The 23,633-nt window shown below is 59.0% G+C and carries 18 protein-coding genes; 8 read left to right on the forward strand and 10 right to left on the reverse strand.

Annotated elements, in window-relative coordinates; all coding sequences use genetic code 11:
• Positions 1-72 precede the first annotated feature (72 nt).
• The 5 genes from ACIREA_RS00055 to ACIREA_RS00075 are packed head-to-tail and all read left to right on the forward strand — an operon-like array spanning position 73 to position 3,987.
• Positions 73-1,059, forward strand: a complete 987-nt coding sequence (locus ACIREA_RS00055; protein WP_397379250.1) for a galactose oxidase — start codon at positions 73-75, stop codon at positions 1,057-1,059.
• A gap of 36 nt (positions 1,060-1,095) precedes the next feature.
• A complete protein-coding gene (locus tag ACIREA_RS00060) occupies positions 1,096-1,824 on the forward strand; it encodes an SDR family oxidoreductase (protein WP_397379252.1) in 729 nt (242 codons plus the stop codon).
• Between the two features lie 35 nt (positions 1,825-1,859).
• Complete coding sequence (locus ACIREA_RS00065; protein ID WP_397379254.1) at positions 1,860-2,114, forward strand: phosphopantetheine-binding protein; 255 nt, start codon at positions 1,860-1,862, stop codon at positions 2,112-2,114.
• A 23-nt stretch (positions 2,115-2,137) separates the two neighbouring features.
• On the forward strand, positions 2,138-3,148 hold the full coding sequence (locus ACIREA_RS00070; RefSeq protein ID WP_397379256.1) for a YbhN family protein: 1,011 nt from the start codon (positions 2,138-2,140) through the stop codon (positions 3,146-3,148).
• Complete coding sequence (locus ACIREA_RS00075; protein ID WP_397379258.1) at positions 3,145-3,987, forward strand: patatin-like phospholipase family protein; 843 nt, start codon at positions 3,145-3,147, stop codon at positions 3,985-3,987. Before ACIREA_RS00070 ends, ACIREA_RS00075 begins: the two co-directional genes overlap by 4 nt.
• Here the strand turns inward: ACIREA_RS00075 and mfd are convergent, their stop codons facing one another.
• The gene (mfd, locus tag ACIREA_RS00080) at positions 3,988-7,227 is read right to left on the reverse strand and encodes a transcription-repair coupling factor (RefSeq protein ID WP_397379260.1); all 3,240 of its coding nucleotides are present in this window, start codon (positions 7,225-7,227) and stop codon (positions 3,988-3,990) included.
• 76 nt (positions 7,228-7,303) lie between these two features.
• On the reverse strand, positions 7,304-8,026 hold the full coding sequence (locus tag ACIREA_RS00085) for a hypothetical protein (protein ID WP_397379262.1): 723 nt from the start codon (positions 8,024-8,026) through the stop codon (positions 7,304-7,306).
• A gap of 198 nt (positions 8,027-8,224) precedes the next feature.
• Here ACIREA_RS00085 and ACIREA_RS00090 point away from each other — a divergent pair, with 198 nt between their 5' ends.
• The 3 genes from ACIREA_RS00090 to ACIREA_RS00100 are packed head-to-tail and all read left to right on the forward strand — an operon-like array spanning position 8,225 to position 13,057.
• Positions 8,225-9,589: a Gfo/Idh/MocA family protein gene (locus ACIREA_RS00090; RefSeq protein WP_397379264.1), complete on the forward strand. Its 1,365-nt coding sequence runs from the start codon at positions 8,225-8,227 to the stop codon at positions 9,587-9,589.
• Between the two features lie 46 nt (positions 9,590-9,635).
• Positions 9,636-10,355: an RNA polymerase sigma factor gene (locus ACIREA_RS00095; protein ID WP_397379266.1), complete on the forward strand. Its 720-nt coding sequence runs from the start codon at positions 9,636-9,638 to the stop codon at positions 10,353-10,355.
• Positions 10,356-10,408: 53 nt separating this feature from the next.
• Positions 10,409-13,057, forward strand: coding sequence for a protein kinase (locus ACIREA_RS00100; protein WP_397379268.1), 2,649 nt, complete (start codon positions 10,409-10,411; stop codon positions 13,055-13,057).
• Between the two features lie 64 nt (positions 13,058-13,121).
• Here the strand turns inward: ACIREA_RS00100 and ACIREA_RS00105 are convergent, their stop codons facing one another.
• The 8 genes from ACIREA_RS00105 to ACIREA_RS00140 all read right to left on the reverse strand — a co-directional run bounded on the left by ACIREA_RS00105 (position 13,122) and on the right by ACIREA_RS00140 (position 23,617).
• Complete coding sequence (locus ACIREA_RS00105; protein ID WP_397379270.1) at positions 13,122-13,874, reverse strand: sulfite exporter TauE/SafE family protein; 753 nt, start codon at positions 13,872-13,874, stop codon at positions 13,122-13,124.
• A gap of 56 nt (positions 13,875-13,930) precedes the next feature.
• Positions 13,931-15,925 carry an FG-GAP repeat domain-containing protein gene (locus ACIREA_RS00110; protein WP_397379272.1) on the reverse strand — a complete coding sequence of 665 codons (1,995 nt, stop codon included), beginning with the start codon at positions 15,923-15,925 and terminating at the stop codon, positions 13,931-13,933.
• A gap of 14 nt (positions 15,926-15,939) precedes the next feature.
• Positions 15,940-17,544 carry a fucose isomerase gene (locus ACIREA_RS00115; protein ID WP_397379274.1) on the reverse strand — a complete coding sequence of 535 codons (1,605 nt, stop codon included), beginning with the start codon at positions 17,542-17,544 and terminating at the stop codon, positions 15,940-15,942.
• 104 nt (positions 17,545-17,648) lie between these two features.
• Positions 17,649-19,766, reverse strand: a complete 2,118-nt coding sequence (locus tag ACIREA_RS00120; RefSeq protein WP_397379276.1) for an agarase — start codon at positions 19,764-19,766, stop codon at positions 17,649-17,651.
• Positions 19,767-19,788: 22 nt separating this feature from the next.
• Positions 19,789-21,198 carry an MATE family efflux transporter gene (locus ACIREA_RS00125; protein ID WP_397379278.1) on the reverse strand — a complete coding sequence of 470 codons (1,410 nt, stop codon included), beginning with the start codon at positions 21,196-21,198 and terminating at the stop codon, positions 19,789-19,791.
• A complete protein-coding gene (locus ACIREA_RS00130; RefSeq protein ID WP_397379280.1) occupies positions 21,199-21,636 on the reverse strand; it encodes a DUF5069 domain-containing protein in 438 nt (145 codons plus the stop codon). It abuts the gene before it with no gap.
• Between the two features lie 68 nt (positions 21,637-21,704).
• Positions 21,705-23,036, reverse strand: a complete 1,332-nt coding sequence (locus ACIREA_RS00135) for an MATE family efflux transporter (RefSeq protein WP_397379282.1) — start codon at positions 23,034-23,036, stop codon at positions 21,705-21,707.
• Positions 23,033-23,617: a DinB family protein gene (locus tag ACIREA_RS00140; RefSeq protein WP_397379284.1), complete on the reverse strand. Its 585-nt coding sequence runs from the start codon at positions 23,615-23,617 to the stop codon at positions 23,033-23,035. The genes ACIREA_RS00135 and ACIREA_RS00140 overlap by 4 nt, the downstream gene beginning before the upstream one ends.
• Positions 23,618-23,633: the final 16 nt, after the last annotated feature.

The following is a 23,633-nucleotide window of genomic DNA, read 5'->3' on the forward strand; positions in this document are numbered from 1 at the left end:
GCACTCAATGTGCCGGAACTATCATCAAAACGACGTTATGTGCCGGTCATGCTTCGCCCGCTGCTCTGTCTCATGTCCCTCACTTTGACCGCCTCCGCCGCCGATTTGCAATGGTCGCCGCTGCCTGCTCTGCCCGATGCACGAGGGTTCGCCGGTTCGTTTGCCGGGGTGGTGGATGGCACGCTCATGGTCGCCGGAGGCACGCATTTCATCGACAAAATGCCGTGGGAAGGCGGCACGAAGGTCTGGTATGACACACTCTTCGCGCTGGAGAAACCTGACGGAGCCTGGCGGGTGGTGGGAAAACTGCCCAAACTCAATGGCTACGGGGTGAGCATCACGACTCCCGCCGGCTGGATCGTCCTCGGCGGTGGCAATGCCACCGAGCATTTCCGCGAGGTGTTCTGGGTGCAAAAAGCTGGCCAACTGCCGCCGCTGCCAAAGCCCTGCGCCTTTATGTGCGGGTGCGAATCCGATGGGGTCATCTACATATCTGGGGGCATCGAAACACCGGCGGCCACCACCGCCCTGAGCACCTTTTGGTCGCTCGATTTGAAACAATCCGATGCAAAATGGCAGGAACTCCCCCACTGCCCCGGCAAACCACGCATCCTGGCATGCATGGCTGCCGTGAATGGCGTGGTGCACTTGTTCAGTGGCGCGGCATTGCACGCGGGAAAGGATGGCAAACCTGAGCGCGAATGGCTGAACAATGCGTGGGCCTACGAACCGGCCACAGGATGGAAAAAACTGCCTGATATGCCCCGCGTGGCCGTGGCGGCTCCGAATCCGGCTCCCGTGATCGATGGCAAGATCTACATTCTGGGCGGTGACGACGGAGCGAATGTGAACTTTGAACCCAAGGAAAAGCATCCGGGCTTCCCACGGTCGGTTCTAGTCTTTGACGTGAAAACGCAGACTTGGAGCCAGGCGGGCGAGGTGCCTTTTTCTCTCGTCACGACCAATGCCGTGCGCTGGCAGGACCAAATCGTGATCCCCGGCGGTGAGGCACGGCCGGGCGTCCGATCGCCCCAGGTCTGGATTGGAACGATCAAGTGACTTGCAACTCCTCCCTGCGGACGCCAATGCTTCACGATGAGTCGTAGCATCCTGATTACCGGCGCGAATGGGGCGCTGGGCCTTGCCACCGCCGAATTCTTCCTGACACGGGAAGAGGACTGCCGTGTGTTTCTTGGTGTGCGCGAGCGGCGGGAGCGGGCGCAGGAGCTTGTGGCGCGATTCCCGGGCCGTGCGGATTTGATCACGCTCGAAATCACCTCTCCAGACGAATGGAAGACTGCACTGGCCGAAATCGAGGCCCAGGCAGCACCGGTGAGCGTCCTGATCAATAACGCGGGCTTTCATGAGGACGCGCTGCTGGCCAACATGGCGCAGGATCAGTGGTCGCGTGTTTTGGATGCCAATCTGAACGCCGTCTTCCACGGCTGCCAGGCGGTTTTGCCCGGGATGATGCGGGAGCGGCAGGGGCGGATCGTGAACATCGCCTCGCTCAGCGCCATTTCTTCACCGGCGGGACAAACCAATTACGCCGCCGCCAAGGCCGGAGTGATAGGTCTGACACAAAGTCTGGCCAAGGAATCTGCCCGCATGGGCATCACCGTGAATGTGATCTGCCCCGGCTATATTGAAGGGGGTCTGCCGTCCGAATGGACCCCGGAGCACCTCAAAGCACTCAAAATGCAGCTCCCGATGCGGCGTTTCGCCAAGCCGGCGGAGATTGCGGCTGCGGTTTTCTTCCTTGCGAGCCCGGATGCGAGCTATATCACTGGTTCGACCCTAAAAATTGACGGAGGCCTCCTTTAGCCTACCCTCTGGACCCTACGAAACGTATCCCCTACATGCCGACCCGCCAGCGCCTCAAGGAACTAATGATCAGCGAACTCATGCTCGACATGGCCGCAGATGAAATCGGCGATGACACCCCTCTCTTTGGACCCGCAGGCATCGGCCTCGATTCCGTGGACGCCCTTCAGCTTGTGGTGATGATCGAAAAACACTTTGGCTTCAAAATGGCCGATCAGGATCAGGCAAAGCGCATTCTGCAAAATGTGAACTCGATCGCTGAGGCCGTGGACCAGAAGGCGGCAGCGTGACTTCCCTGCCCTAGCCCTGCGTTTTGAAACGCCTCATCTCCATCTCCCTGCGTCTGCTCATCAGCGGAGTGCTGCTTGCGCTGCTGTTTCGGGAGCATGATCTCATCGCTGACATCGTTCCGCGTCTGCGTGCCCTGCTGACGAACTGGCCCTGGATGCTTGCCGGGATCTCCTTTGCGTTTTTCTCGCTGTTTCTGGCCGCCCTGCGCTGGCACATCATTCTGCGCGGTCAGGTGCCGGATCTGCCGTTCCATGTTGTGCTCTCCACGGAAATCGTCAGCGCCTTCTTCAACATCAGTTCCGTCGGCGTGGTGGGTGGCGACACTTACAAGATCATGTCACTTTCCCGGCGTCTGCCCGGACAGACGATGCCGGTGAGTGTGTCGCTCGTGCTGGATCATCTCACGGGTCTTATCTCCGTGGCCGCCTTGTTCGCGATCTGCATGCTGACGAGGGCCTCTCACTGGAATGAAATCGGCCATGATTTGCGCATGCTGATCACGGGTTATGCCATGTATGTCGGCGGGGCGCTTGTGTGCTTGGTGATCAGCTGGCTTTCCTTCAAACCCAGCCTGCTGGCCTGGGGACGGCGCGCGTTTCCCCGCACCATGGGAAATCCCAGGCTGGCCGGACTCATCGCACGTCTTTCGCGAATTCATGATGTCGCTGCCCGGCTCTGGCAGCGCACCCTTTCGGCTTCGGTTGTTTCCACCGGCATGCATGCGGCTTTTTTCATGAGCTTTTATTGCGGCCTGCGTGCGGTGGGCGGCGCGGCACCTGTGCTCGACGTGCTCACGGCCATGCCGATCGTCGATGCAGCGGCCTCACTGCCGGTTTCCATCTCGGGGCTGGGCGTACGTGAGCGCACCTTCGAGGCTCTGCTGGCAGGTCTGGCCAATGTGCCCGTGGCTGTGGGCGTCTCTGCCTCTCTGGCAGGCTGGATCTTCAATCTGTTCTGGGGCATCGTCGGAGGTGTGATCTTCCTGCGCGCCAAGCATTCCGCCATCATCGCGCCGGAGGCGCAGTGCGCATGAGTTCACCACCGCGCATCGCCATCTCACTCGGAGCCTCGTTCATGGGCTATGCCACGCATGCGGGCTTCCTGGCGCGGCTTCATGCGCTGGGGGTGCGTCCGGTGGCCATCTCCGGCTCTTCAGCAGGGGCCATCACCGCAGGGCTTTACGCCGCAGGCCTGGAACAGGAAGTCATCCGGCAGGCGGTGCTAAGCCCTCGCCTCCATCTATCCTTTGCCATGCGCACCAAGTGGCTCTGGCACCAGCTCATCAGCAGCTTCTTTTGTCCTCATCCCGGCTTTTTCGACCCCCGGGGGGCCATCAGTCATTTCGAATCGGTCGTTGGCAAGCGGACTATCGAAACTCTGTCGAGCCCCCGATTGCTGATCGCTTTGAGCGATCTGTCAAAACATGAAACCCTCTTCGTTCGCAGCGGGCCACTGGCCACGGCGATGGCTGCCAGCTCCTGCGTGCCGATGCTCTTCACGCCGCTTGAGTTTGAAAACCGCATGTGCACTGACGGTGGTGTCGCGCATGAATCGCCCATTGATCCCTGGTTCACGGATGACGACATCGATCACATCATCATTCACCGCATCGACCAGCCGCGTGGGAAGCCGCCGCTGATGCCGCTGTCTCGTCTGATGGCCACCATCGCCGCGACGCATGCATCGATGAACCGCCAGATTCTGAACGACCGCATTGAACTGGCACGCCTGCACGGCAAAAAGCTCACCATCATCACCACGAACCATTCGCGCCCTTCGCCATTTTTTCCGGGCAGGCTCAAGCAGTGTTATGAGCTTGGGGATGCCACAGGGCAAAAGCTTTTCGACGCGGAGCTGTCGAGCCACGTCTGATCACAGCGTCCGCAGCATCTCCAGAGTCTCAGTGAGCTGCTTGTGACCTTCGCGGGAACTGAGGCGGGGGAATTTGCCCTGGATCATGACGAACTTGCCATTCCGCGTGAGCATGAGTTTGCGCTCTTTGATTTCGACATCGCTGATGCCGACGTGTGCTGCGGCGAGGCGGATGGAGGCGCAGGTGAGCAGGTTCTGCACGGCGTGGGGAAGCTTTTCGCCAAATTGGTCACGCCACTGGGCTTCCAGTTCCTCAAGCTCCTTGCGGGTCATGATCTCGCCGACCTGGCGGTAGGCCGTGATGCGCAGCTTGAGGTCTTCGATGAAGGTGGACGGCAGGAAGGCCGGCGTGGCGTGTTTTTCCGCCTGCACCATCATGGCCTCGTTCATGACGAGGAAATCTGAACGCAGCCCGACTTCGACCGGGCGTGCCACACGACGGCCCTGCATGCGGGCGACGCTTTGCTTCAGCATCTGGCAGTAGAGATCAAACCCGACGGCAGCGATATGGCCGCTCTGCTCGGTGCCGAGAAGATTGCCAGCGCCGCGAATCTCCAGATCCCGCAGCGCGATTTTGAAGCCGCTGCCGAGACCAGCGTACTGCTTGATCGCGTTCACGCGCTTGCGTGCATCGCCTGCGGTCACCGCATCCTGGGGCAGCAGCAGATAGGCGTAGGCCTGCACCCCCCCACGGCCGACACGACCGCGCAGCTGATAGAGATCCGCCAAACCGAAGCGATCCGCACGATCAATGATGATGGTGTTCGCATTGGGGATATCGACCCCGCTTTCGATGATGGTGGTGCAGACGAGCACATCCGCCCCGCCATCGACAAAGGTGTGCATCACGTCCTCCAGCAGCTCGCTGTCCATCTGGCCGTGGCCTATGATCACGCGGGCCTTCGGACATAAATCACGAATGCGCTGCGCGACTTTTTCGATGGTCATCACGCGATTGTGCAGGAAGAAGACCTGCCCGCCACGCTCGATCTCCGCCTCGACGGCCTGCTTGATCGTGCGCTCGTCGTAGGGGCAGATCATCGTCTGCACGGCCTGCTTGTTCGGCGGTGGTGTCTCGATGGTGCTCATGTCACGCATGCCCATGAGCGCCAGGTAGAGCGTGCGCGGAATCGGCGTGGCGCTGAGCGTGAGCACATCGACGAGGCGAAAGAGATCTTTGAATTTTTCTTTGTGCTTCACACCGAAGCGCTGCTCCTCATCGATCACGGCGAGGCCGAGATTTTTAAAGCGCACATCTTTGGAAATGACGCGGTGCGTGCCGATGACGATGTCCACGGTGCCCTCAGTGATGCCCCGCAAAATTTCGCGTTCGCGGTGTGGTGGTGTGAGGCGGCAGAGCATTTCAACCGACACAGGGAACTCGCTCATGCGCTGGCGAATATTCTCCCAGTGCTGCCGTGCCAGCACCGTGGTGGGCACGAGGATGGCCACCTGACGGCCTCCCATGACGGCTTTGAAGGCTGCACGAATGGCGACCTCGGTTTTGCCGAAGCCGACGTCGGCACAGAGCAGACGGTCCATGGGTTTTTCAGCCTCCATGTCACGTTTGATCTCCTCCACGCTGCGAAGCTGATCCGGAGTTTCGCGGTATAAAAACGATTCTTCAAACTCGACCTGCCACTTCGTGTCCGGCTGGTGCGAATACGCCTTCAGCGTCTGCCGTTCTGCCGCCACACTGAGCATGCGCACGGCGAAGTCTTCGACGCTTTTCTCCGCGCTCTTGCGCGTCTTCTGCCAGCGCGCTTCGCTGAGTTTGCTCAAGGCGGGCGCTTTACCACCGACGCCCACGTAACGCGTGACCATGTGCGTGTGAGCCACGGGCACAAAGAGCTTCGCACCTTCGGCGTAATGCAGCACGAGCACCTCTTCGCGCTTGCCGGAATCACGCACCTCGACGCCGCCGAAGCGGGCGACACCATGCTCGGCATGCACGACGATGTCGCCTTCGCGCAGGTCGCGCATCACATCGCGCGCCTTGCGCAGCACTTCGGCTTCATCGAGTTTCGAGCCGCGCACGCGGCGGATATTTTGATGACGGCCAAAAATTTCAGCTCCGGTCAGCACCGCCAGTTTGGCCGCCGGCACGGTGAAACCGCGATACAACAAGCCCAGCTTTGTTTCGAGCGAGGCAGGAAGGCCGCTCTGCAGTTCCGCGAAACGCTCACGTTCAGCCTCGTTATGGAAGAAAATGACGGTGCGCCAGCCATCGCCATGCCATTCGCGAATTTGACGGGCGAAGTGCTCACGCCGTGCTTCATGCAAAACAAAGTCGGAAGCATCGAACACTCCCAGCGGGTTCTCATGAATCGCCGCCGAGTAATCCTCCATGCCCTCAACGGGCGCCGCACCGCTGAGAATGCGGGCATGCGCTTCGCCCTCACAATCAATGGTGACGACGAAATCCTCCTTATGCAGATGCTCCCGCACTCGAGAAGCTTCCTCCGCATTGTCATTCATCTGAAGGATGACGCCCACGCTCTCCAGCCGCTTGATGGAAGACTGATTGTGCAGATCAAAGGCACGGATCGATTCGATCTCGTCATCGAAAAACTCCAGTCGCAGCGGTTCTTCCGCCTGCCAGGAGAAAAAGTCCACGATGCCACCACGACGGGCGAACTGACCGCGCTCGGTAACGACGGGCACACGTTCGTAGTCCGCCTCGCTCAGATCTCGCAGCAGGTCCTCCACATCCAGCTTCGCGCCGACGCTGAGCACGCGGCGCTGGCTGGAGATTTCAGCCAGTGCGGGAGCAGGCTCGTCCAAACTTTCCGCGCACAGCACCATGACCGGCGCGTCTCCTTCCATCATGCGGCCAAGCACCCCCGCGCGCTCCGCCAGCAGTTCAGGATCAACCAAGGCATCGTTCACCACCTGCCCAAGACGCGGGAAATATAAGGCGGGGCACTGCCATACACCGAGTTCGGCATGCACGTGATCCTGCGTCTTCACGTCCGCGCACAAGATCCAAACGCGACGCCCGGGCATGGTCTTCTCCGCGTGCCGAACCATGAGTGCCGCCGCAAAGCCAAAGGCCTGCGGCGTGACGTGGTCGAGCACCAGGTCTGTCTGCTTGAGTTTTCGCTGAACCTCGGCAGCGGCAAGCGTCAGATCCACCAGACCGAGCGCATCCCCCCGCGCACGCCCGGAGTGGGGTGGTGGTTTGCGGTTCGCAGCCTTCTTCACGGCGCGAGGTTTGGTGGCGCGCTTGACGGGGTCCAAAACAAAGCGCCGGGTGAAAACACCCGGCGCTGCATATCAGCGTGCGAAACGCGCAAATTCAAGGATGGGCAGTGAACTATTTCGGACTGGCATTAGATTGCGAGCGTGAGCCGTTTGCCTGCGGCTTGCCCACAGCGGCTGCGAAGAGGTCGTCCTTGGTCGCCCACTTGTAAACCTCACGGCCGTTTTTATCAAAGATGCGGATGGCAAGACCACCCATGCCGTCAGACTTGATGGCACTGTCGCCATTGGCCCAATAAAAGCCGCCCGCGAGCTCTTCTTTGTGCAGGATGATTTCCGTGGTGTCCACCGTCGCTGCGCCAGAGCCGACAACGGATTCTACTTTGCTGCTGCCGGAAGTTTCGATCCGGGCCGCTCCTTTGCCTTTGCCAGAGTCTTCCCGGCGGAAGCACCAATAATCGACACGAAGGTCACCTATTGCGGTGGGCAGGCGGTTTCTGATGTTGATTTTGTAGATCCAAGTCTCCTCTTCAAGAGTCACGGCCCCCCGCTTCGTGCGGGTCTGATTGAGTTTCTTCTTGGTGTAGGTCACGTCAAAGCTGTACTTCGTATTGGCGTCCGCCCAGTCGGAGATGATTTTTTGATCCGCTGGAATGAAGCTGTTGGCAGCCACATTGAATGTGCGGCCATCGGCAGTTCGTTTGAGCATGACCTGACCACCGGAGGCGGCAACAATCTCTGCATCGAGCTTGCGACCTTGGAGATCGGTAAACTCATGGGCAGACAGCGCCGGAACTACGGCGAGGAGGCACAGACTGGCGAGGATATGTGTTTTCATAGCAGAGGATTTCACGATTAACGCATGGATTCTAGTAATTGTATCTGCTTATCGTCAACCATATTTACCTACCTGCCATCTATTTGCACTAACATCTTACAGCCTAATTACTATACTCATTCAACTGATTACGCATGTCCTCAATCCTTGGCTCTTGCTTGAAGAACTGCCTTAGCCAACACGTTGACATTCAAAGCCATGAATGCCGCAGCACCCTGCTCCCGTCGCCGATTTCTCCAGAAATGCACCGCCACAACCACGGCACTGGGCTTTCCCACGCTCATCCCCGGCTCAGCTTTGGGGAAAAATGGCGCGGTGTCACCGTCCAACCGAACGACGCTCGCGCTGATCGGCTGCGGTGGTCGTGGGACGGATGTGGTGAAGAATTTTCTGCAGGACGAACGTGTCCAGGTTATCGCGGTGTGTGATGTGGAGCGCGAATCCGACCGCTACAACAAGGGCATCATCAAAAAGGCGGGAACACTGGGCCGCGAACCGGCGCGGCGTCTGGTGGACAAGACCTACGGCACGCAAGGCTGCGCCACGCATGAGGATTTCCGCGAGGTGCTCGCACGCAAAGACGTGGATGCCGTTCAGATCGCCACGCCGGACCACTGGCATGCGCTGATGGCCGTGGCGGCGGCACGGGCCGGGAAAAACATCTACTGCGAGAAGCCGCTGAGCCTCACCGTCGCGCAGGGCCGCTTCATGAGTGACGTGGTGCGGGACAGCAAGGTCGTGTGGCAGACCGGCAGCCAGCAGCGCAGTGACATCCACTTCCGCATGGCCTGCGAATACGTGCGCAACGGCAAGATCGGCAGGCTGAAACAAATCCGCGTCGGTCTGGCGAGCGACAACCGCGACAACAACGGCAGCGCGGCACAAACTGCACCTGCGCCAGTTCCAGAAGGATTGAACTACGATTTCTGGCTCGGCCCAGCGCCTGACGCCCCCTTTTGTCCGGCACGACTGCACTCGAACTGGCGCTGGTTTTTCGACTACTCCGGCGGCAACATCACCGACTTCGGCGCGCATCACCTCGACATCGTGCAATGGGCGCTGGGGCAGGATGAGAGCGGCCCGGTCGAGTTCTTCGATCTGAAGGCCACTTGGCCCGTTGCCGGAAGTCTCTATACCACGCCACCAACGTTTTCCTTCGCCTATCGCTACGAAGATGGCACCACCGTGAGTGTGGCTGACAAGCAGGACTTTGGCTCCGGCATCCTTTTTGAAGGCGAAAGCGGCAGCGTACTCTGCACCCGGGGCAAGCTGGAGATCAAGCCCGACACGCTGCGCAAGCCGCTGGCCGAAAGCGATGTCCGCCTCTACGAGAGCAAGGACCACTTCCGCAATTTCATCGACGCCATCCAAGACGGTGTGAAACCAGCCGCTCCCATCGAGTACGCTCACCGCAGCATCACCATCGCGCATCTGGCCAACATCGCCCTGCGGCTGAACCGCTCCAAGCTGCGCTGGGATCCGGCGAAAGAGCAGATCCTCGATGATGCAGAAGCCTCCGCCATGCTGACACGTCCGATGCGCGGCCCGTGGCAGCTGGTGTGATTTGCATGTAACATGCGGCCGCGTTTCCTGAAGAAACGCCGCCAACATGCCCGCCAGCCCTTCTCCTTCCCCACTGTTTGTGACCACTCGCTGGTCCGTCGTGCTGGCGGCGAAGCATCAGGATTCCCAACAGGCCATGGAGACGCTGTGCCGGGCCTACTGGTATCCATTGTATGCGTATGTTCGTCGAGATGGCCACACTCCGCACGATGCGCAGGATCTTACGCAGGAGTTTTTTGCGCGACTGGTGGAAAAGGACTGGCTGCGTGCCGCCGGGCCGGAGCAGGGGCGCTTTCGCACCTTTCTGCTCGTGGCGATGAAGCGATTTCTCATCAACGAATGGCACAAAAACACCTCGCAGAAACGCGGAGGACACATCACGCATGTGCCGCTGGATGCAGAGGATGCGGAGCGCCGGTTTGCGAGCGAGCCTGATCTGGCACCGGATGCGATGTTTGAACGGCGCTGGGCGATGACGCTCCTGGAGCAGACCCTGACCAGCCTGGAGGCTGAATTTGCGGCGGCATCCAAAGCCGAAGATTTTCAGGCGCTGAAGCACTGCCTGACACTTGATCGCGGCAGCATCTCCTACCCGGAGCTGGCTGCCAAAACAGGCTGCACCGAGGGTGCGGCACGCGTGGCGGTGCATCGGCTGCGCAAGCGTTTCCGTGAACTGTTCCGTGCCAGCATCGCCGCCACGCTGGCGGAAGGCGAGGATGTGGACATGGAGATGAAGCATGTGGTCGCAGTGCTGAGCAGCGTTTGATGGGAATTCGCTTGTAACACGACTGCGAAACCCCTGAACTACTCATGGAAGCGATGAGTTCCGAATCCACCCCATGCCCCAAATGCGGCTGCGAACTGCCGACCGATGCCCCTCAGGGCCTGTGTCCGCGCTGCCTCGCCGCATTGAATTTCGCGACGGAAACACTGCCGCCGGATGCCCTTCCCCTTTCACCCCAGGCACCGCTGACTCCGGAGGAACTGGCTCCGCATTTTCCACAGCTGGAAATCATCAAGTGCCTTGGTCGTGGTGGCATGGGTGTTGTTTACAAGGCCCGGCAAAAAACACTGAACCGCCTCGTCGCCCTTAAACTCCTCGCTCCAGAGCGCTCGGAGGACGCGAAGTTCGCCGCACGTTTTGAAAAGGAGGCGCAGGCGCTGGCCGCACTGAATCATCCGCACATCGTCACGATTCACGACTTCGGCCAGGCCGGCGGCTATTTCTATCTGCTCATGGAGTACGTCGATGGCGTCAATCTGCGCCAGGCGATGCAGGCAGGCCGGTTCACGCCGGAGCAGGCGCTGGCCATCGTGCCACCGGTGTGTGAGGCGCTGCAGTATGCGCATGAGCACGGCATCGTGCATCGAGACATCAAACCGGAAAATCTACTGCTCGACAAAACAGGACGCGTGAAGATCGCCGACTTTGGGATCGCCAAGATGATCGGTACAATGTCAGAGAATGGCGGCGAGTCATTGTCACAGCCGTTCGGCACACCGGCGTATGCAGCGCCGGAGCAGCGCAGTGACACAAGCCATGTGGATCATCGGGCGGACATCTATTCACTCGGCGTGATTCTCTACGAACTTCTGACTGGCGAGCTGCCGAATGAAAAACTCGAACCGCCATCCAAACGCGTGCAGATCGACGTGCGACTGGATGAGATTGTGCTGCGTGCCTTGGAAACAAAACCGGAGCTGCGCTTTGCCACGGCGGCAGAATTCCGCACGCAGCTCGCCGGAGCGGTGACACCCATGCCCGAAAAAACGGAGCTGGGAAAAACGCATACGGCTTCGCCGCGGCCTCAAAAAAGGCGGGGCGCTCTCGGCATGGTGCTAGGCTCATTGATTGCAGGAATTCTGGTGGTGCTGTTTATCCTGCGTCACGATACTTCGCGCACCACGACGGCCAACACTTCAAGCCGGGTGTTCATCATGAGTGAGCACAGCGGGACTGCATCATCCTTTTACGTCCAATGGACCGTGAGCTCCTTGGAAGCGAGCGAAGTGCGCATCGAATATGCCAACGTCACTCAGTCCAGCCACCTGCAGTGGAACCAGGCCTCTAAAGACTATGAAGTGAAGGCACGGATCGAAATCACCCGCCTCAAAGACGAGCTTGTTCGAATTCACACACAGATTGGTGACTCTGAAAAGACAAAGGAACTCAACTGCAATTACACACAACTCCAGAACGAACTTCTCACGACCAGCCTCATCTCTGCAAAAACAAATACAAACAGTGCAGTTGTCATTTGTCGTCTGCTGGACCAGCCGCTGAAGCTTGAGCTGCCTGCCAAGGCGAGCACTGTTTCATCCACCGTCACTCCTCAGGAACAATTCGGAGTCAGCGCCAATATCTTTGGTCTGCAAATCCTGGTGCTGGCCTTGGTTTTGGTCGGTCTCATTGGGTTGATTCGTTCTCTTTTCAAGCGCCAGCGCATAGGCTGTGCAGTGGTGCTCATCCTGCTGCTGGCCCTGCTTTTACTGGGCGTGGCAGGCAGTGTGGTGTGGTATTTCAGCGGCCAGTCTCCCGGCAAAAGCGCAGCTTCTGTTCAGCCGCCTGCGAAATCCAAGGCCCTTATGTCGGCCTGGGAAAACCGGCTGCAGGAGGAACTGCTCTTTTGTCAGCGGCAAATGTCCGACCTTAGACAGACACTCGGACGAAACCATCCACAGATGAAGTCCTTGAGCGAGCAAATCACCAGGCTGGAGAAACAAATCGAGCAGGAGCGGCTGAAACCAGCGACCCGCATTCCACAGTTTGTGGAAGACGATCCTCGATTCCTCACCACAGCCGGACGCCCACTTCAGCTGAACTCGCGTTATACCATCAGTGTCGATCCCCAACCCATGCGGGGAAAGGACGGTCGTTCGAGCATGCGCAGCTACACCCTCAAAGACAGGCTGAGCGATGGCGTCGCAGGTGTCACCGCTTTTGCACCGCTGTCGATCCAAAACGAGCGTTTCATCATTTTCTGGGACCGGGAGAAGGAGGAGTTATGGCTGGCGTCTCCCACCATCTTCCGCAGGCACCACCTGCCACAGAACGGCAAGCCCGTGGAGGAGATGTTCATGAGGCCTGTCATCCCGCAGGACTTCAAGCTTCGCATGCCGGACCCATTTCGCGAAGCCATCAACCACTGGCTCCTTGGTGAAGCTCGTGGCAATGACCTCTCAGATATTTTGACAATGCCACAGGCCGGAAATTTCACTCTGATCGCCATGCTCTCCCGCATGCATTACTTTGGAGGTGATGCGCCACGATATGCGGAATACGAATGCTTCAAGGTTGAGACCGACAGTGGTCAGGGGCATGCCTTCATACCGAGGCATGAAGCATTGAGCAAACGCCTTGAAACACTGCTCCCCTGGGGCAAGTCAAGCCAGTTCGTGATAACAGCTACCTGGCGGCATCAGGGAACTATCAGCTGGCTCGAATTGATTGGTGCCAAGCCGTTTTAAAATTCCATTTCGACTTCATGGATCTTATTCGCGGGCCGTTTTCGGCGACGAGGGAGCAGTCCGGTCATCCAAACTGCTTCCAGAACATGAGCACAGAAATGATCAACCCGATGGCTGTGATGAGATTCCTTACTTTCTGCGGTGAAATGCGCTGGGAGTAGTGTGCTCCGAGATAGTAGCCGATCAATGCACCTGCTGTCAGGGCCAATGCCTGCGGCCAGTTGACCATGCCAACTGCGATGAACCATACGGCGGCAATGACGTTGATCAGCGAGCCGAGAATGTTCTTAAGCGCGTTCATCTCGTGGATGTTCGTCATCCCCATGAAGCCGAACGACGCGAGCATCAGGATGCCGATGCCCGCGCCGAAAAACGCGCCGTAGATCGCCACCGGCAGCTGCAGTGCGATGGAAAACCACAGCGCCTTTGATTTCGACGAAGTTGCTGACTTGCGCAGAAATCCCTGAAGGAAGAACAGTACAGTCGCGAACAGAACGAGAAAGGGAATGAGCTTGGAGAACTGATCGTCGCTGGTCTGCGTTAGCAACCAGCTCCCGATGGCCGCGCCGATGAAGAAGATCGGGATGAACTGGAACAGCCGTGTGCGGATCGCTTTCAAATGCCCGCGAAAGCTCACGATGCTGCCCGCCGTACCGATGACCAGCCCTACAGTGCTTGTGGCATTTGCCAGCACGGGAGGCGTGCCGAACATGAGCAGCACTGGGAACGTCAGCAGCGTGCCTCCGCCCGCAATGGCATTGATCGCACCGGCAGCGCAGCCTGCGGCGCTGAGGGTGAGGATTTCGATCCAAGTCATCTCTCTCACTACTCAGCGCAGAGCACGTGGAAAGTGCGGTGTATGCGCGAAACGAGCTATTTTGCCTGCGGATTTCGCAGGTAATAGAGATGCCCGTCCTCCGCGCCGCCGACGAAGTCCGGCAGACCGTCAGCGTTGAAATCTACCGTGGTGGGGCTCACGTCGTGGCCTTCGATGTTGGCATCAATGAGAAGGCCCATGTCGGTGAAGAACCATTTGCCATCGCCGCTGGAGGTCTGGCGGATGAAATTGGCGTTGGCGGAGTTGAGCAGGATGTCGAGCTTGCCGTCTTTGTCCCAGTCCATGATGCAGATCTTGCGCCTGCCGCTTTTACCGGCGATGCCAGCATTCAGACGCAGCGGTTCGCCGGGCTTCATGGCGACAGGTGTTTTCACTTTGACCGCCTTGTCCGCTGCCGCAGGTGCTTGCACCTCCTGCGCTGCGCACAGCACACGCTGCGGATGCTTGAGGATCAGTTTGCCATCCTGCTTCGCCCGCTCAAAAAACGCGAGGTAGCCTTCCTGATCGAGCATGATGAGATCGATAAGACCATCCTTGTTCCAATCCACGGCGACTGGCGTGGTGCGCCACTGGGTGAGCAGCGCCTTGCCTTCCGGACGCAGCCAGCCATAGGCGAGCGTAGGCTGAGGGCCGTTCCATTCGACCTCCACAGGCTGCGCTGCGGCAAGCTGCGGCTTTTGGCGTGTGCCGATGTTTTGATACCACACGACTTTGCCGAGGATGGAATTCAGCAAAAGATCTGGCAGGCCATCGCCATCCCAATCCGCCACGGTCTGTGTGGTGTAGCCCCACTTCGCCTCACAGGGGCCCTGAATGCTGCCATTGCCGCCAGCCATCGGTCGGATGACTTTGCCCGCAGCTTCCAGGCGCACAGGCGCGGCCCACTTCGGCGTCTCCACGCCTTTGCCGCTGAGGTTTTCAATGAAGCCGACGTAGCCCGCCGTGTTTCCACAAATAAGGTCCATGTCTCCATCGCCATCCCAGTCGAAACCGACAGGCGTGACGAGCGCGCCAAACTTCACCTGATCCGCCTCCTGCTGGAAGTAGCGGGGCTCGGCATAGACGGGCGCTTTGTTTTCAAATTTGCCGGTGTTTTCGATGAAGGCTACGCGTCCGTCTTCGTCGCCGCAGATGAGGTCAAGGTCGCCGTCCTTGTCCCAGTCGATCGCGGTGGGCGTGATCATTTCGAGATCCATCGTGAGATAGCGGCCCGTGTCGGCCTTCAGGCGGACGCTGAGTTCATATTTCGGCTTGGTGCGCGTACCGGTGTTTTGAAAATAGGTGAAGCCGTCGAGGAACTCGCCGCAGAGCAGGTCGAGGTCGCCATCGCCATCGAAGTCCGCAAAGTTCGGCGAAGGCCAGCCAAAGGTTTCAACCGGGCGGTCAGTGGCCATGATTTTCTTGGGCTTGTCGTAGGCGGGCTTGTCGTTCGTGCCGGTGTTGCGCAGCAGATACACATAGCCGCGAATGGGGCCGTTCATCCAACGGCCGTTTTCGTTGTAGGCGTTGTCCCAGCCGTACTCGGTCCAGTCGCCGACGCCGACGATGAGATCGTTGTTTCCGTCACCATCGAAATCCACCATGCGCCACATGTCGGCGCGGATTTTGTTGGGATGGACTTTTGCGTCCACGGGCAGCTTCTGCTCGTGATCCAGACCGGTTTTGAGAAAGTCGGGATACTCTTTGCCGGGCGAAAGCACCCGTGGCTTGCCATCCACATAGCTGACCTGCACATTCTGCTTTCCTGCACTGATGCGCCTGGCAGGCTTGAACACCGGCATCTTGTTTTTCGACGTGTCTCCACTGGCGTTCTCGAAGAAATAGGTGCCGTTGTAGGGCTTGTCGGGACAGTTCACCACGAGGTCGAGATCGCCATCGCCATCGAAGTCCATCGGCAGCGGCCACGCCCACAAACCCACACCGAGATCGACCACGAGGCCGGGGTTGTTGTACTTGAGCGGCGCGAGGCCGTCGGCGGCAAAAGCGTGGCTACAGAGACAGGCAAGCAGGAGGGGTTGGAGGAGCTTCATGGTTGGGAAAACAATCAACGCGACAGAGTGCCGCACACATTCACCTGCATGCCAAGAGCGCGGGCCATCGCCGCCTTGGCAAACATGCAGTCGTCCGCCGCCTTGGCGTCATTCGCATAGGCGACCTGGACGTGATTGGCCTGATGCTTGGCCATGAGCTGATCACGGCTCACGCCATAGGTCACCGCGCTCATGATCGGCCATTGCGGTGTGGTGAGCTGCCAGCGGCGCTCGGTTTCCTCACGTGGAAGATCGACCACACAGCCGCGGCCGATGTCCATGTGCAGCGCTTCATCCTGCACGTAGATGCGCGACCAGACGATCTCGCCCGGCTTGGAAATACCACGAAGTGTGGAGCCGCCGCTCGGGAAGTACATCGCGGGCTGGCGGAAGCCCTCCGCGCTCTTCCAACCTTCAACGAAATGGGCGGGAGGTGCCGCGCCGCTGATGAGAAAGACCCAGACGTAATCTTTGCCGTATTTTTCGCCCCAGCGCACATCGTGCAGCGTCGTCTCAACCGGCTGCTGCAGCGCGCGATGCACACGCTGCGTGAGCATTCCGTCCAGCCCGGCGCATTCGTCCACTTCATTGAAATGCAGCAGCGGCTGGCCTTCCAGCAGGGTGCGTTTGCGGTCACGCGACTTCACCGGCGGGCGATCCGAGTTGTTCAGCATGCCTTCCACGAGATCACTTGCCGGAAGCAAATCCTTCAAGCCCTGCTGATACTGGATGCCGATGGCGTCGCAGCCGAAGTCATCCGCGATGCGCAGCGCAGCAGCGTACATCTTGCACTGGAGCCGCACCTGATCGCGCGTGAGCTGCATGGCGTGATTGTCGCCAAGCTGAAAGGTCATGCCATGCTTCACCACCCAGGTATGGATCGCCAGTGCATCTGAATCGCTGACCTGCATCGTCTCATGGTACAGCGCCGATTGGCTCAGCCGCTCCTTGAACACGCCGCAAGCATGCAAAGCATGGTCGGGAATGATGGCATTGAACATGCCCATGCAGCCTTCATCAAAGATGCCCATGATGGCCTTGTCCGCACGCAGGGTCGCGGCCAGTTCCTTGCCCAGGGCCGCGGTCTTTGCGGGCACCTTCACCTTCTCCAGCTTCTGCACGTGGCTGAGATCGTGGGTGATGCTGCCGGACTTGAGCCACTGCTTCAGCTTGGTCTTGAAAAAAGTGTCGGTGAAATCCTCGCTCCAGAGCGTCGAGTATTTCACGCCCGCTTTGGTCAACGAGCTATTCAAATTCAGCATGCCCACCAGCCCAGGCCACTGGCCGCTCCAGTTTGCCACCGTCAAAATCGGGCCGCGATGCGTGGTCAAACCCGCCAGCACATGGTGCGAGTACTGCCACACTGCTTCCGCCACGATCAGCGGTGCCTCGGGATCGATGCCACGAAACACCTCGATGCCCATCCGTTGCGAATCGATGAACCCGTGCTTCTTGGATGTGTCCAGCGCATGCGCACGCTTGACCTCCCAGCCCTCCGCCTTCAATGCGGCACCCAGCGCCTCCTCCATGGCGGCCTGCGCCGCCCAGCATGTTTGGTTGGCAGAAAGGCGCAGGTCACCGCTGGCCACGAGCTGAACGATTTTGGATTTGGATGGCATAAACCACATCTTAGCAACGAGACTAGCAGTTCACCAGCACAAGTCACAACTCGCACCAGATGCGCATCCTTGGCACCTGGATGACCATCCTTGATCTAGCCGCCTTATTTTGCTTCGGCACGGAAACGGGGATCATCCCAGGCGAACGGCGGGCGCTTGCCCAGCAGGAGATCATAGATGTTGTGGTTCGTCTTCATCATCTCGGCCAGCATGTCCTTCCACGGGCGATCCGCCACACTGACGAGGCCGGTGTTGTAGCTCTCTCCATTGTACTTGCTGAACCAGCGGCCGGTCGTCGCCTGATCAATGAGGGTGAACCACTCAATGCCAATGACAAAACCCAGGGCGGCGCTCTGCTCGACGTAGTTGCGGTAGGCCAGTCCCCGCTCCTGCTGGCTGCTGACTTCACGCCCGCCCACCAACCCGCTGTCCTTGGGCGAGGCCCAGAAGAACTCGCTGAGCATCATCGGCTTGTTGCCGGTCCATTCGTGGAAGCGCTTCAACGCCGCCGTATCCACTCCCATGGTGTAGTAATTGTAGGATACGACATCGAGATGCCTGCCCATCATACGGCAAAGCTGCTCGTCGTTGATCGTCACGGGCTGCAAACGGCTGCCGATGAGCATGTGATTGGTGTCGTGCTGGCGGAACAGTTTTTCGATCTGCGCGAAGTAGGTTTCCATGAACGCATTCACATAGGCTTTCATATCTGCTTTGGCCGCGTCCGTCGTCACGGCGAGCCCGACGTCGATCAGTTCATCAAAAGAGGCCGCTTTGAGCTGCCATGCGGTGTTGAAGACATCGACGGAGTGATACTTGTCCTTCAGCACCGCCACCAGGCGACGCTTGCAGGCTTCTTTGCCGGTGAGAGAGGGAACGACGAGTGAGATTTCATCGTAACGCGGCTCATTCACGATGAAGTAGCCGATGAGCAGCGGATCATTGGCGCGCGCTGGCAGCTCACGCGCGAGGTTTTCGGCGATCTTTTGCGCTGTCGCTGCATCATACGGATCCCACACCTCATGCACGCCGGGTATGCGTGGCACGCCTTCCCAGGCATTGATCGGCAGGCTGGTCACATACGGGAAATCGGCCTTCACATGCGTCTTCTCGGGCGTGGGGCTGAACGCGCCGATGGAGTTGAAGCCCCACTTGCGCACCCGCTCGATCATGCGTGTGGCATGCGTTTCATAGTCATAGGGAGCGCCGAACTTGCGGATCACGTTCGCGAGATAGAAGGAGAAATTCGCATCCCCATCGCCGGGCCGGAAGGCACTGGCAAACTCACCCTCTGCCTTTGGCAACCACTCGTAGATGCCCTCACGACCTGTGACGTAGGTGTAGTCATCGCTCGGGGCGAAGCCGCAGATGCCGAGGTGAAAGAAAGCGTTCCCATCGGGATCAACAAGCCATGACTTGTCCTGCTTCTGCTCCACATGAAAGAAGCCGGTCTTCTTCAGGCCCAACGCCTCACCGCTGCCGAGCTGGCCGCCGAAACGATCCAGCTTTGGCGTTTCGATGCTTGCGTAGTAACTCTTGTCCGCCTCCACATCAGCCTTCAGGTCTTCCGGGTTTTTGAGCTTGTTCGGGAACGAATCTTTGAGGCTCTGACCAAAGGGATCAATCAACTTCGCGACGGCAGCGAGATCTGAAGTGATGCGAATTTTCGCCGTTGGCTGGTCCTTATTGTACGGCACCATGAAGTACCAATTGTAGATGGCCCAGTTCCACTCACGGTTGTCGGTGAGTTGCTGAAACGAATAATCCGGCGTGGTGAAGCTCAGGCTCTGCCCCTGCGCATTCTTCAGCACGAAGCTCGTGCTGTTCAGGCTCGCGAACTGAGGTGGCGTGGACTTTTCCGCCGGAAACCTGCCCTCCTTCTCAGCAATTTTCCACTCGCCGCCTTTAGCGAAACCGATGTCGATGAGCACAGACATCTTCCACGACTTCACCCCTTCCGGCATGCCTTTGAAAGTGAGCTCAATCTCATCCTTGCTGATGGAAACCGCGCACTCCGCCCCGCCTTCATAGCGTACCGTTGCATTCGCACCCACCACTTTCACCTCGATCTGTTTGTGCACCGGATCAAACTCAGGATAGGTCAGCGTGAAGCTGCCCAGACTCCCGGCGGAAATTTCGATGCCTGCGCCAGTGGATTGAAGTTCAGCGGCAGATGCTGTCAGACAAACAAGCCAGATCAGGCCAAGTAAGAAGGATTTCATAACATGCTAAGACGGGCTGAGCTCAAACCTTCTGGGTTTTCCACCGGCCACGTTTGAATAGCAGGCCGCTGAAGATGGCAAGCAACGAGTAGGAAACGGGAACCGAGACAAACGCGCCGACAGGGCCAAAGGCGAAGGTTTTTGAAAACAGCCACGCGATGGGAATCTGGCCTATCCAGAGACAGAGGAAATTCAGTCGTGCGGGCGTCCAGGTGTCACCGGAACCATTGAACGCGGCCTCGAAGCACATGCCGGCCGCGTAAAGTGGGAAAGCAAGGCTCACGACCCACAATGCCTGTGTGCCGTACGCCACCACCTCAGGATCTTGGGTGAACAAACGAATCAGCGGATGTGCGCACAGCACGAAGAAGATCCCGATCAAGCTCAGGACGATGACGTCGAACTTCACGGCGATCTTGACCGCTGCCTCCGCACGCTCTGGCTTATGTGCGCCGAGATTCTGCCCCACCAAGGTGGCTCCGGCATTGGCCAGCCCCCATGCGGGCATCAGCGCAAACACCACAATGCGTATCGCAATCGTGTAACCTGCCAGCGCCGAACTGCCGAAGAGCGCGAGAATTTTGAACAGCCCCACCCAGCTCGTCGTGCTGATGAGAAGCTGGATGATGCCGCTGCCGGACTTGCTGAGCACCGCGCTGATTACCTCCCTCTCAGGTTTGAAATGCTGCCAGCGCACTTTCACGCGGCTGTGATGCCCTGCGAGATGCCAGAGCTGATACAGCACGCCAATGCCGCGGCCAATGTTCGTCGCCACCGCCGCACCCGTGACGCCAAGTTCGGGAATAATCCACCAGCCGAAAATGAAGCACGGCCCCAGCACGATGTTCAGCGCATTCGCCAGCCACAGTGTGCGCATGGCGATCACAGCATCACCCGCACCACGAAAGATGGCGTTGATGAGGAAGATCAAAAATACCGTGGCATTGCCGCCTAACATCATGCGGGCAAAACCGGTGCCGAGCGTCACGATCTCCTCACCCGCACCCATCAGCCGCAGAATATCAGGGGCGAAATACCCGAGCACGATGCCAATGCCAGTCGCCGCAAGCAAGCCCAGCAGCACGATCTGCCCCGCCGCCTGTGCTGCGAGCTCCGGCTCCTTTTCACCAATGCGGCGTGAAATAATCGCCGTGGCAGCAATCGATATGCCAATCGCCACCGCATAAATGAGCGTCATGATCGACTCCGTGAGGCCCACGACGGCCACGGCCTCCTTTCCGAGATGAGAAACCCAGAAAACATCCGCCACAGCGAACAGCGACTCCATGACCATCTCCAGCACCATCGGCACCGCGAGCAGGATGACCGCACGATTCAGTGGCAGCGCGGTGTAGTCATGCTGCTCCGCACCACGCAACGACTGCCGCACGCTCTGCCAGAATGAAACCGGTGGTGACGCCTCTTCACTCATTCAAGGCAGTCTTCCCTCATCCACATCAATATATTTCGTGATGGTCTGGATGTCATCACGATCACCAAGACCGCCATCGGCTTTTCGTTTTGCCAATATGTCCGTGATATGATCATTGATGCCGAGTTTCAGGATGTAGTAGTTCCAGACGAGCTTGTCGGTGTCATTCAGCTGGCGGCCGTGCACCTGGCACCAGTGCAAAATCTCCTCATCCGCCCCACCCTCCAGCACGCGGCCCTTGAGATCGTCATAGTTCACATGCAGGAATCCGACGCAGCTGCCGTCACTGCCTTTGCCCAGATTCGCATGCAAATCCTCCCACAGCTTGCCAGCGGCATGCAGACGGATCTTGCCCAGCATGCGCGGGAAGTATTTCAAACCGGCGGTTTCATCGAGTGGACTGCAAGGCAGCGTGGCGGGATCAGGTTTGGCGGACATGACGGATGCGTCGCCGGTGCCGCGAATTTGTCAATCAGGTGCTGCTCATCTGCAGCGACAGAAATGCTTCAAAACTTCCGCCATCCCCAGCCGAGCGCGAAAAGGGCGGCGCTCCAGGTGACGATGCAGATGCCCCACCACACGCCCCACAGCCCCCAGCCAAGCGTGAAGGCCAGGGTGTGAAACACCACCACGGGTGCGACGAGCTGCCGGTAGATGCCCATCCACAGACCATAGGCAGGCTGTTTGATGCCCTGCATGGCAAAGACGGTGACAAACAAAATCGGGTAGGCCGCAAGAGTCAGTGATGAGCTGAGCAAGTAGTTCCGACCATGCCCGATCACGATCGGATCCTGGCTGAACATCCTCATGGCAGGCACACGCAACAGCCAAACGAGCAAGCCGCCGATCAGCATCAGCCCCGCGCCAATCTTCACATTCGTCACCCAGGCCTCGCGCACGCGGAGCGGGAGTCCTGCACCGTGATTCTGCCCTACGATGCTCAGCACCGCTGAATTCAGACCGATGGCAGGCATGAGCACAATCTGCTCGACGCGTGTGGCGATGCCCGTGGCCGCCACAGCTTCTTTGCCGAAGTGCTTCACGAACCAAGTGATGACAAACACCCCCAGCGAGATGGTGAGCATGTTCAGCGCCGCTGGAATTGCCTGTCCTGCAATCCGCCGCAGCACCTGCAGATCAGGTTTGAAATCATCCCGCCGCAGATTGCGGCAATAGTCCGCCTTGCTGACATGAGACCACAGAAAAACTCCACCGCCCATCTGCACAAGCACCGTGGCCAGCGCGATGCCGGCCACGCCCAGTGCTGGCAACCCCGTCCAGCCCCACATCAGCACAGGATTGAGCACGATGTTCGCCACGAAGCCGACGATGAGAAAATTTCGATACACCCAGGTGGTGCCCTGCGCAGACAGCGCTGAGTTCAGGATCATCGGCAGCAAAAAGAACACCCCTCCGGCAAGGATCACGTGCATGTAATCCAGCACGGCACTCAAATAACTGCCCTCGGCGCCGAGCAGCCGAAACAACCCCGGGGCCACCAGCCAGCCCACGCTGGAAAGCAGCACACCCGCCGTGGTGGCAAACACCAGCGACTGCGCGAACACCCTGCGTGCCTCCGCCGCATGCCCCGCGCCCAGCGCATTCGCCAGCAAGGCCGTGGTGCCCTGGCTGATGCCGCTGCCGATGGCAAACACAACGAAGTACAACGGAAACGACAGCGACAGCGCCGCCAGCGAGTCTGTGCCCAGCCAGCCAGCGCATAGCGTGTCCACGACATTGAACATCGTGTTGAAAAACATGCCCACACTCATCGGCAGCGCGATGCGCCAGATGAGCTGGGGAATGGGATCAGTGGTGAGCGACAGCGGCTGCTTCATCGGTCCAATCCTAGCAGGATGCTTTGAATCTGCGCACGATGAATGCCCATGTGCGTGCCAGCCATTGCCGCCCACCCGAAAGCATCCAGTGGGCCGAACCACGGATGTGCAAACCGCACCTTGGTCTTCAAATCGGATGCTTCAGTGATCGCAGCAAGCACTCCATCACACGAACGCTCAAAGTCCGCCTCGACGGTTGCAGTCACCGAGACACTCGGTTTGACCGCCGCCGTGCTCGCCTTTCCCGGCGGCACATTCCCATGAGTGAGTGCGTTGATGACTCGTGCGAAGGCGATGTTGGTGATGCGCAGATGATCCAGCGTCATCCACACGGACCAGTCGCGGCTGCTGTCCTCTAGGCCGGGTAAACGAGCGATGAGCACCTGCTCACCACGCTGCGCTTCAGGGCATGATCCCACCAGCGCACGGATCGCCGCACGCTCCTGCTCAAACTTGGTCACAAAAGCCTCACGATTGCCGCGAAGGCGTGTCAGCGCGAATAACAGCCTGGCGACCCAAAGTTCGATGACTGGCAGACCGGCGCCCGGCGGGGCGAGTTGAGAATAAGTACTGGTGCTCATGCGAGCAAAATTGTGC

The sequence above is a fragment of the Prosthecobacter sp. genome, assembly GCF_044373815.1.
GTDB lineage: Bacteria > Verrucomicrobiota > Verrucomicrobiia > Verrucomicrobiales > Verrucomicrobiaceae > Prosthecobacter.

Bases quoted from the DNA above. Each gene is read 5' to 3' on its own strand.
- ACIREA_RS00135 (WP_397379282.1), bottom strand. From the start codon at position 23,036: ATGAAGCAGCCGCTGTCGCTCACCACTGATCCCATTCCCCAGCTCATC.
- ACIREA_RS00120 (WP_397379276.1), bottom strand. From the start codon at position 19,766: ATGAAATCCTTCTTACTTGGCCTGATCTGGCTTGTTTGTCTGACAGCA.
- ACIREA_RS00065 (WP_397379254.1), top strand. From the start codon at position 1,860: ATGCCGACCCGCCAGCGCCTCAAGGAACTAATGATCAGCGAACTCATG.
- ACIREA_RS00085 (WP_397379262.1), bottom strand. From the start codon at position 8,026: ATGAAAACACATATCCTCGCCAGTCTGTGCCTCCTCGCCGTAGTTCCG.
- ACIREA_RS00125 (WP_397379278.1), bottom strand. From the start codon at position 21,198: ATGAGTGAAGAGGCGTCACCACCGGTTTCATTCTGGCAGAGCGTGCGG.
- ACIREA_RS00095 (WP_397379266.1), top strand. From the start codon at position 9,636: ATGCCCGCCAGCCCTTCTCCTTCCCCACTGTTTGTGACCACTCGCTGG.
- ACIREA_RS00055 (WP_397379250.1), top strand. From the start codon at position 73: ATGTCCCTCACTTTGACCGCCTCCGCCGCCGATTTGCAATGGTCGCCG.
- ACIREA_RS00090 (WP_397379264.1), top strand. From the start codon at position 8,225: ATGAATGCCGCAGCACCCTGCTCCCGTCGCCGATTTCTCCAGAAATGC.
- ACIREA_RS00075 (WP_397379258.1), top strand. From the start codon at position 3,145: ATGAGTTCACCACCGCGCATCGCCATCTCACTCGGAGCCTCGTTCATG.
- ACIREA_RS00130 (WP_397379280.1), bottom strand. From the start codon at position 21,636: ATGTCCGCCAAACCTGATCCCGCCACGCTGCCTTGCAGTCCACTCGAT.
- ACIREA_RS00060 (WP_397379252.1), top strand. From the start codon at position 1,096: ATGAGTCGTAGCATCCTGATTACCGGCGCGAATGGGGCGCTGGGCCTT.
- ACIREA_RS00105 (WP_397379270.1), bottom strand. From the start codon at position 13,874: ATGACTTGGATCGAAATCCTCACCCTCAGCGCCGCAGGCTGCGCTGCC.
- ACIREA_RS00115 (WP_397379274.1), bottom strand. From the start codon at position 17,544: ATGCCATCCAAATCCAAAATCGTTCAGCTCGTGGCCAGCGGTGACCTG.
- ACIREA_RS00100 (WP_397379268.1), top strand. From the start codon at position 10,409: ATGAGTTCCGAATCCACCCCATGCCCCAAATGCGGCTGCGAACTGCCG.
- ACIREA_RS00110 (WP_397379272.1), bottom strand. From the start codon at position 15,925: ATGAAGCTCCTCCAACCCCTCCTGCTTGCCTGTCTCTGTAGCCACGCT.
- ACIREA_RS00140 (WP_397379284.1), bottom strand. From the start codon at position 23,617: ATGAGCACCAGTACTTATTCTCAACTCGCCCCGCCGGGCGCCGGTCTG.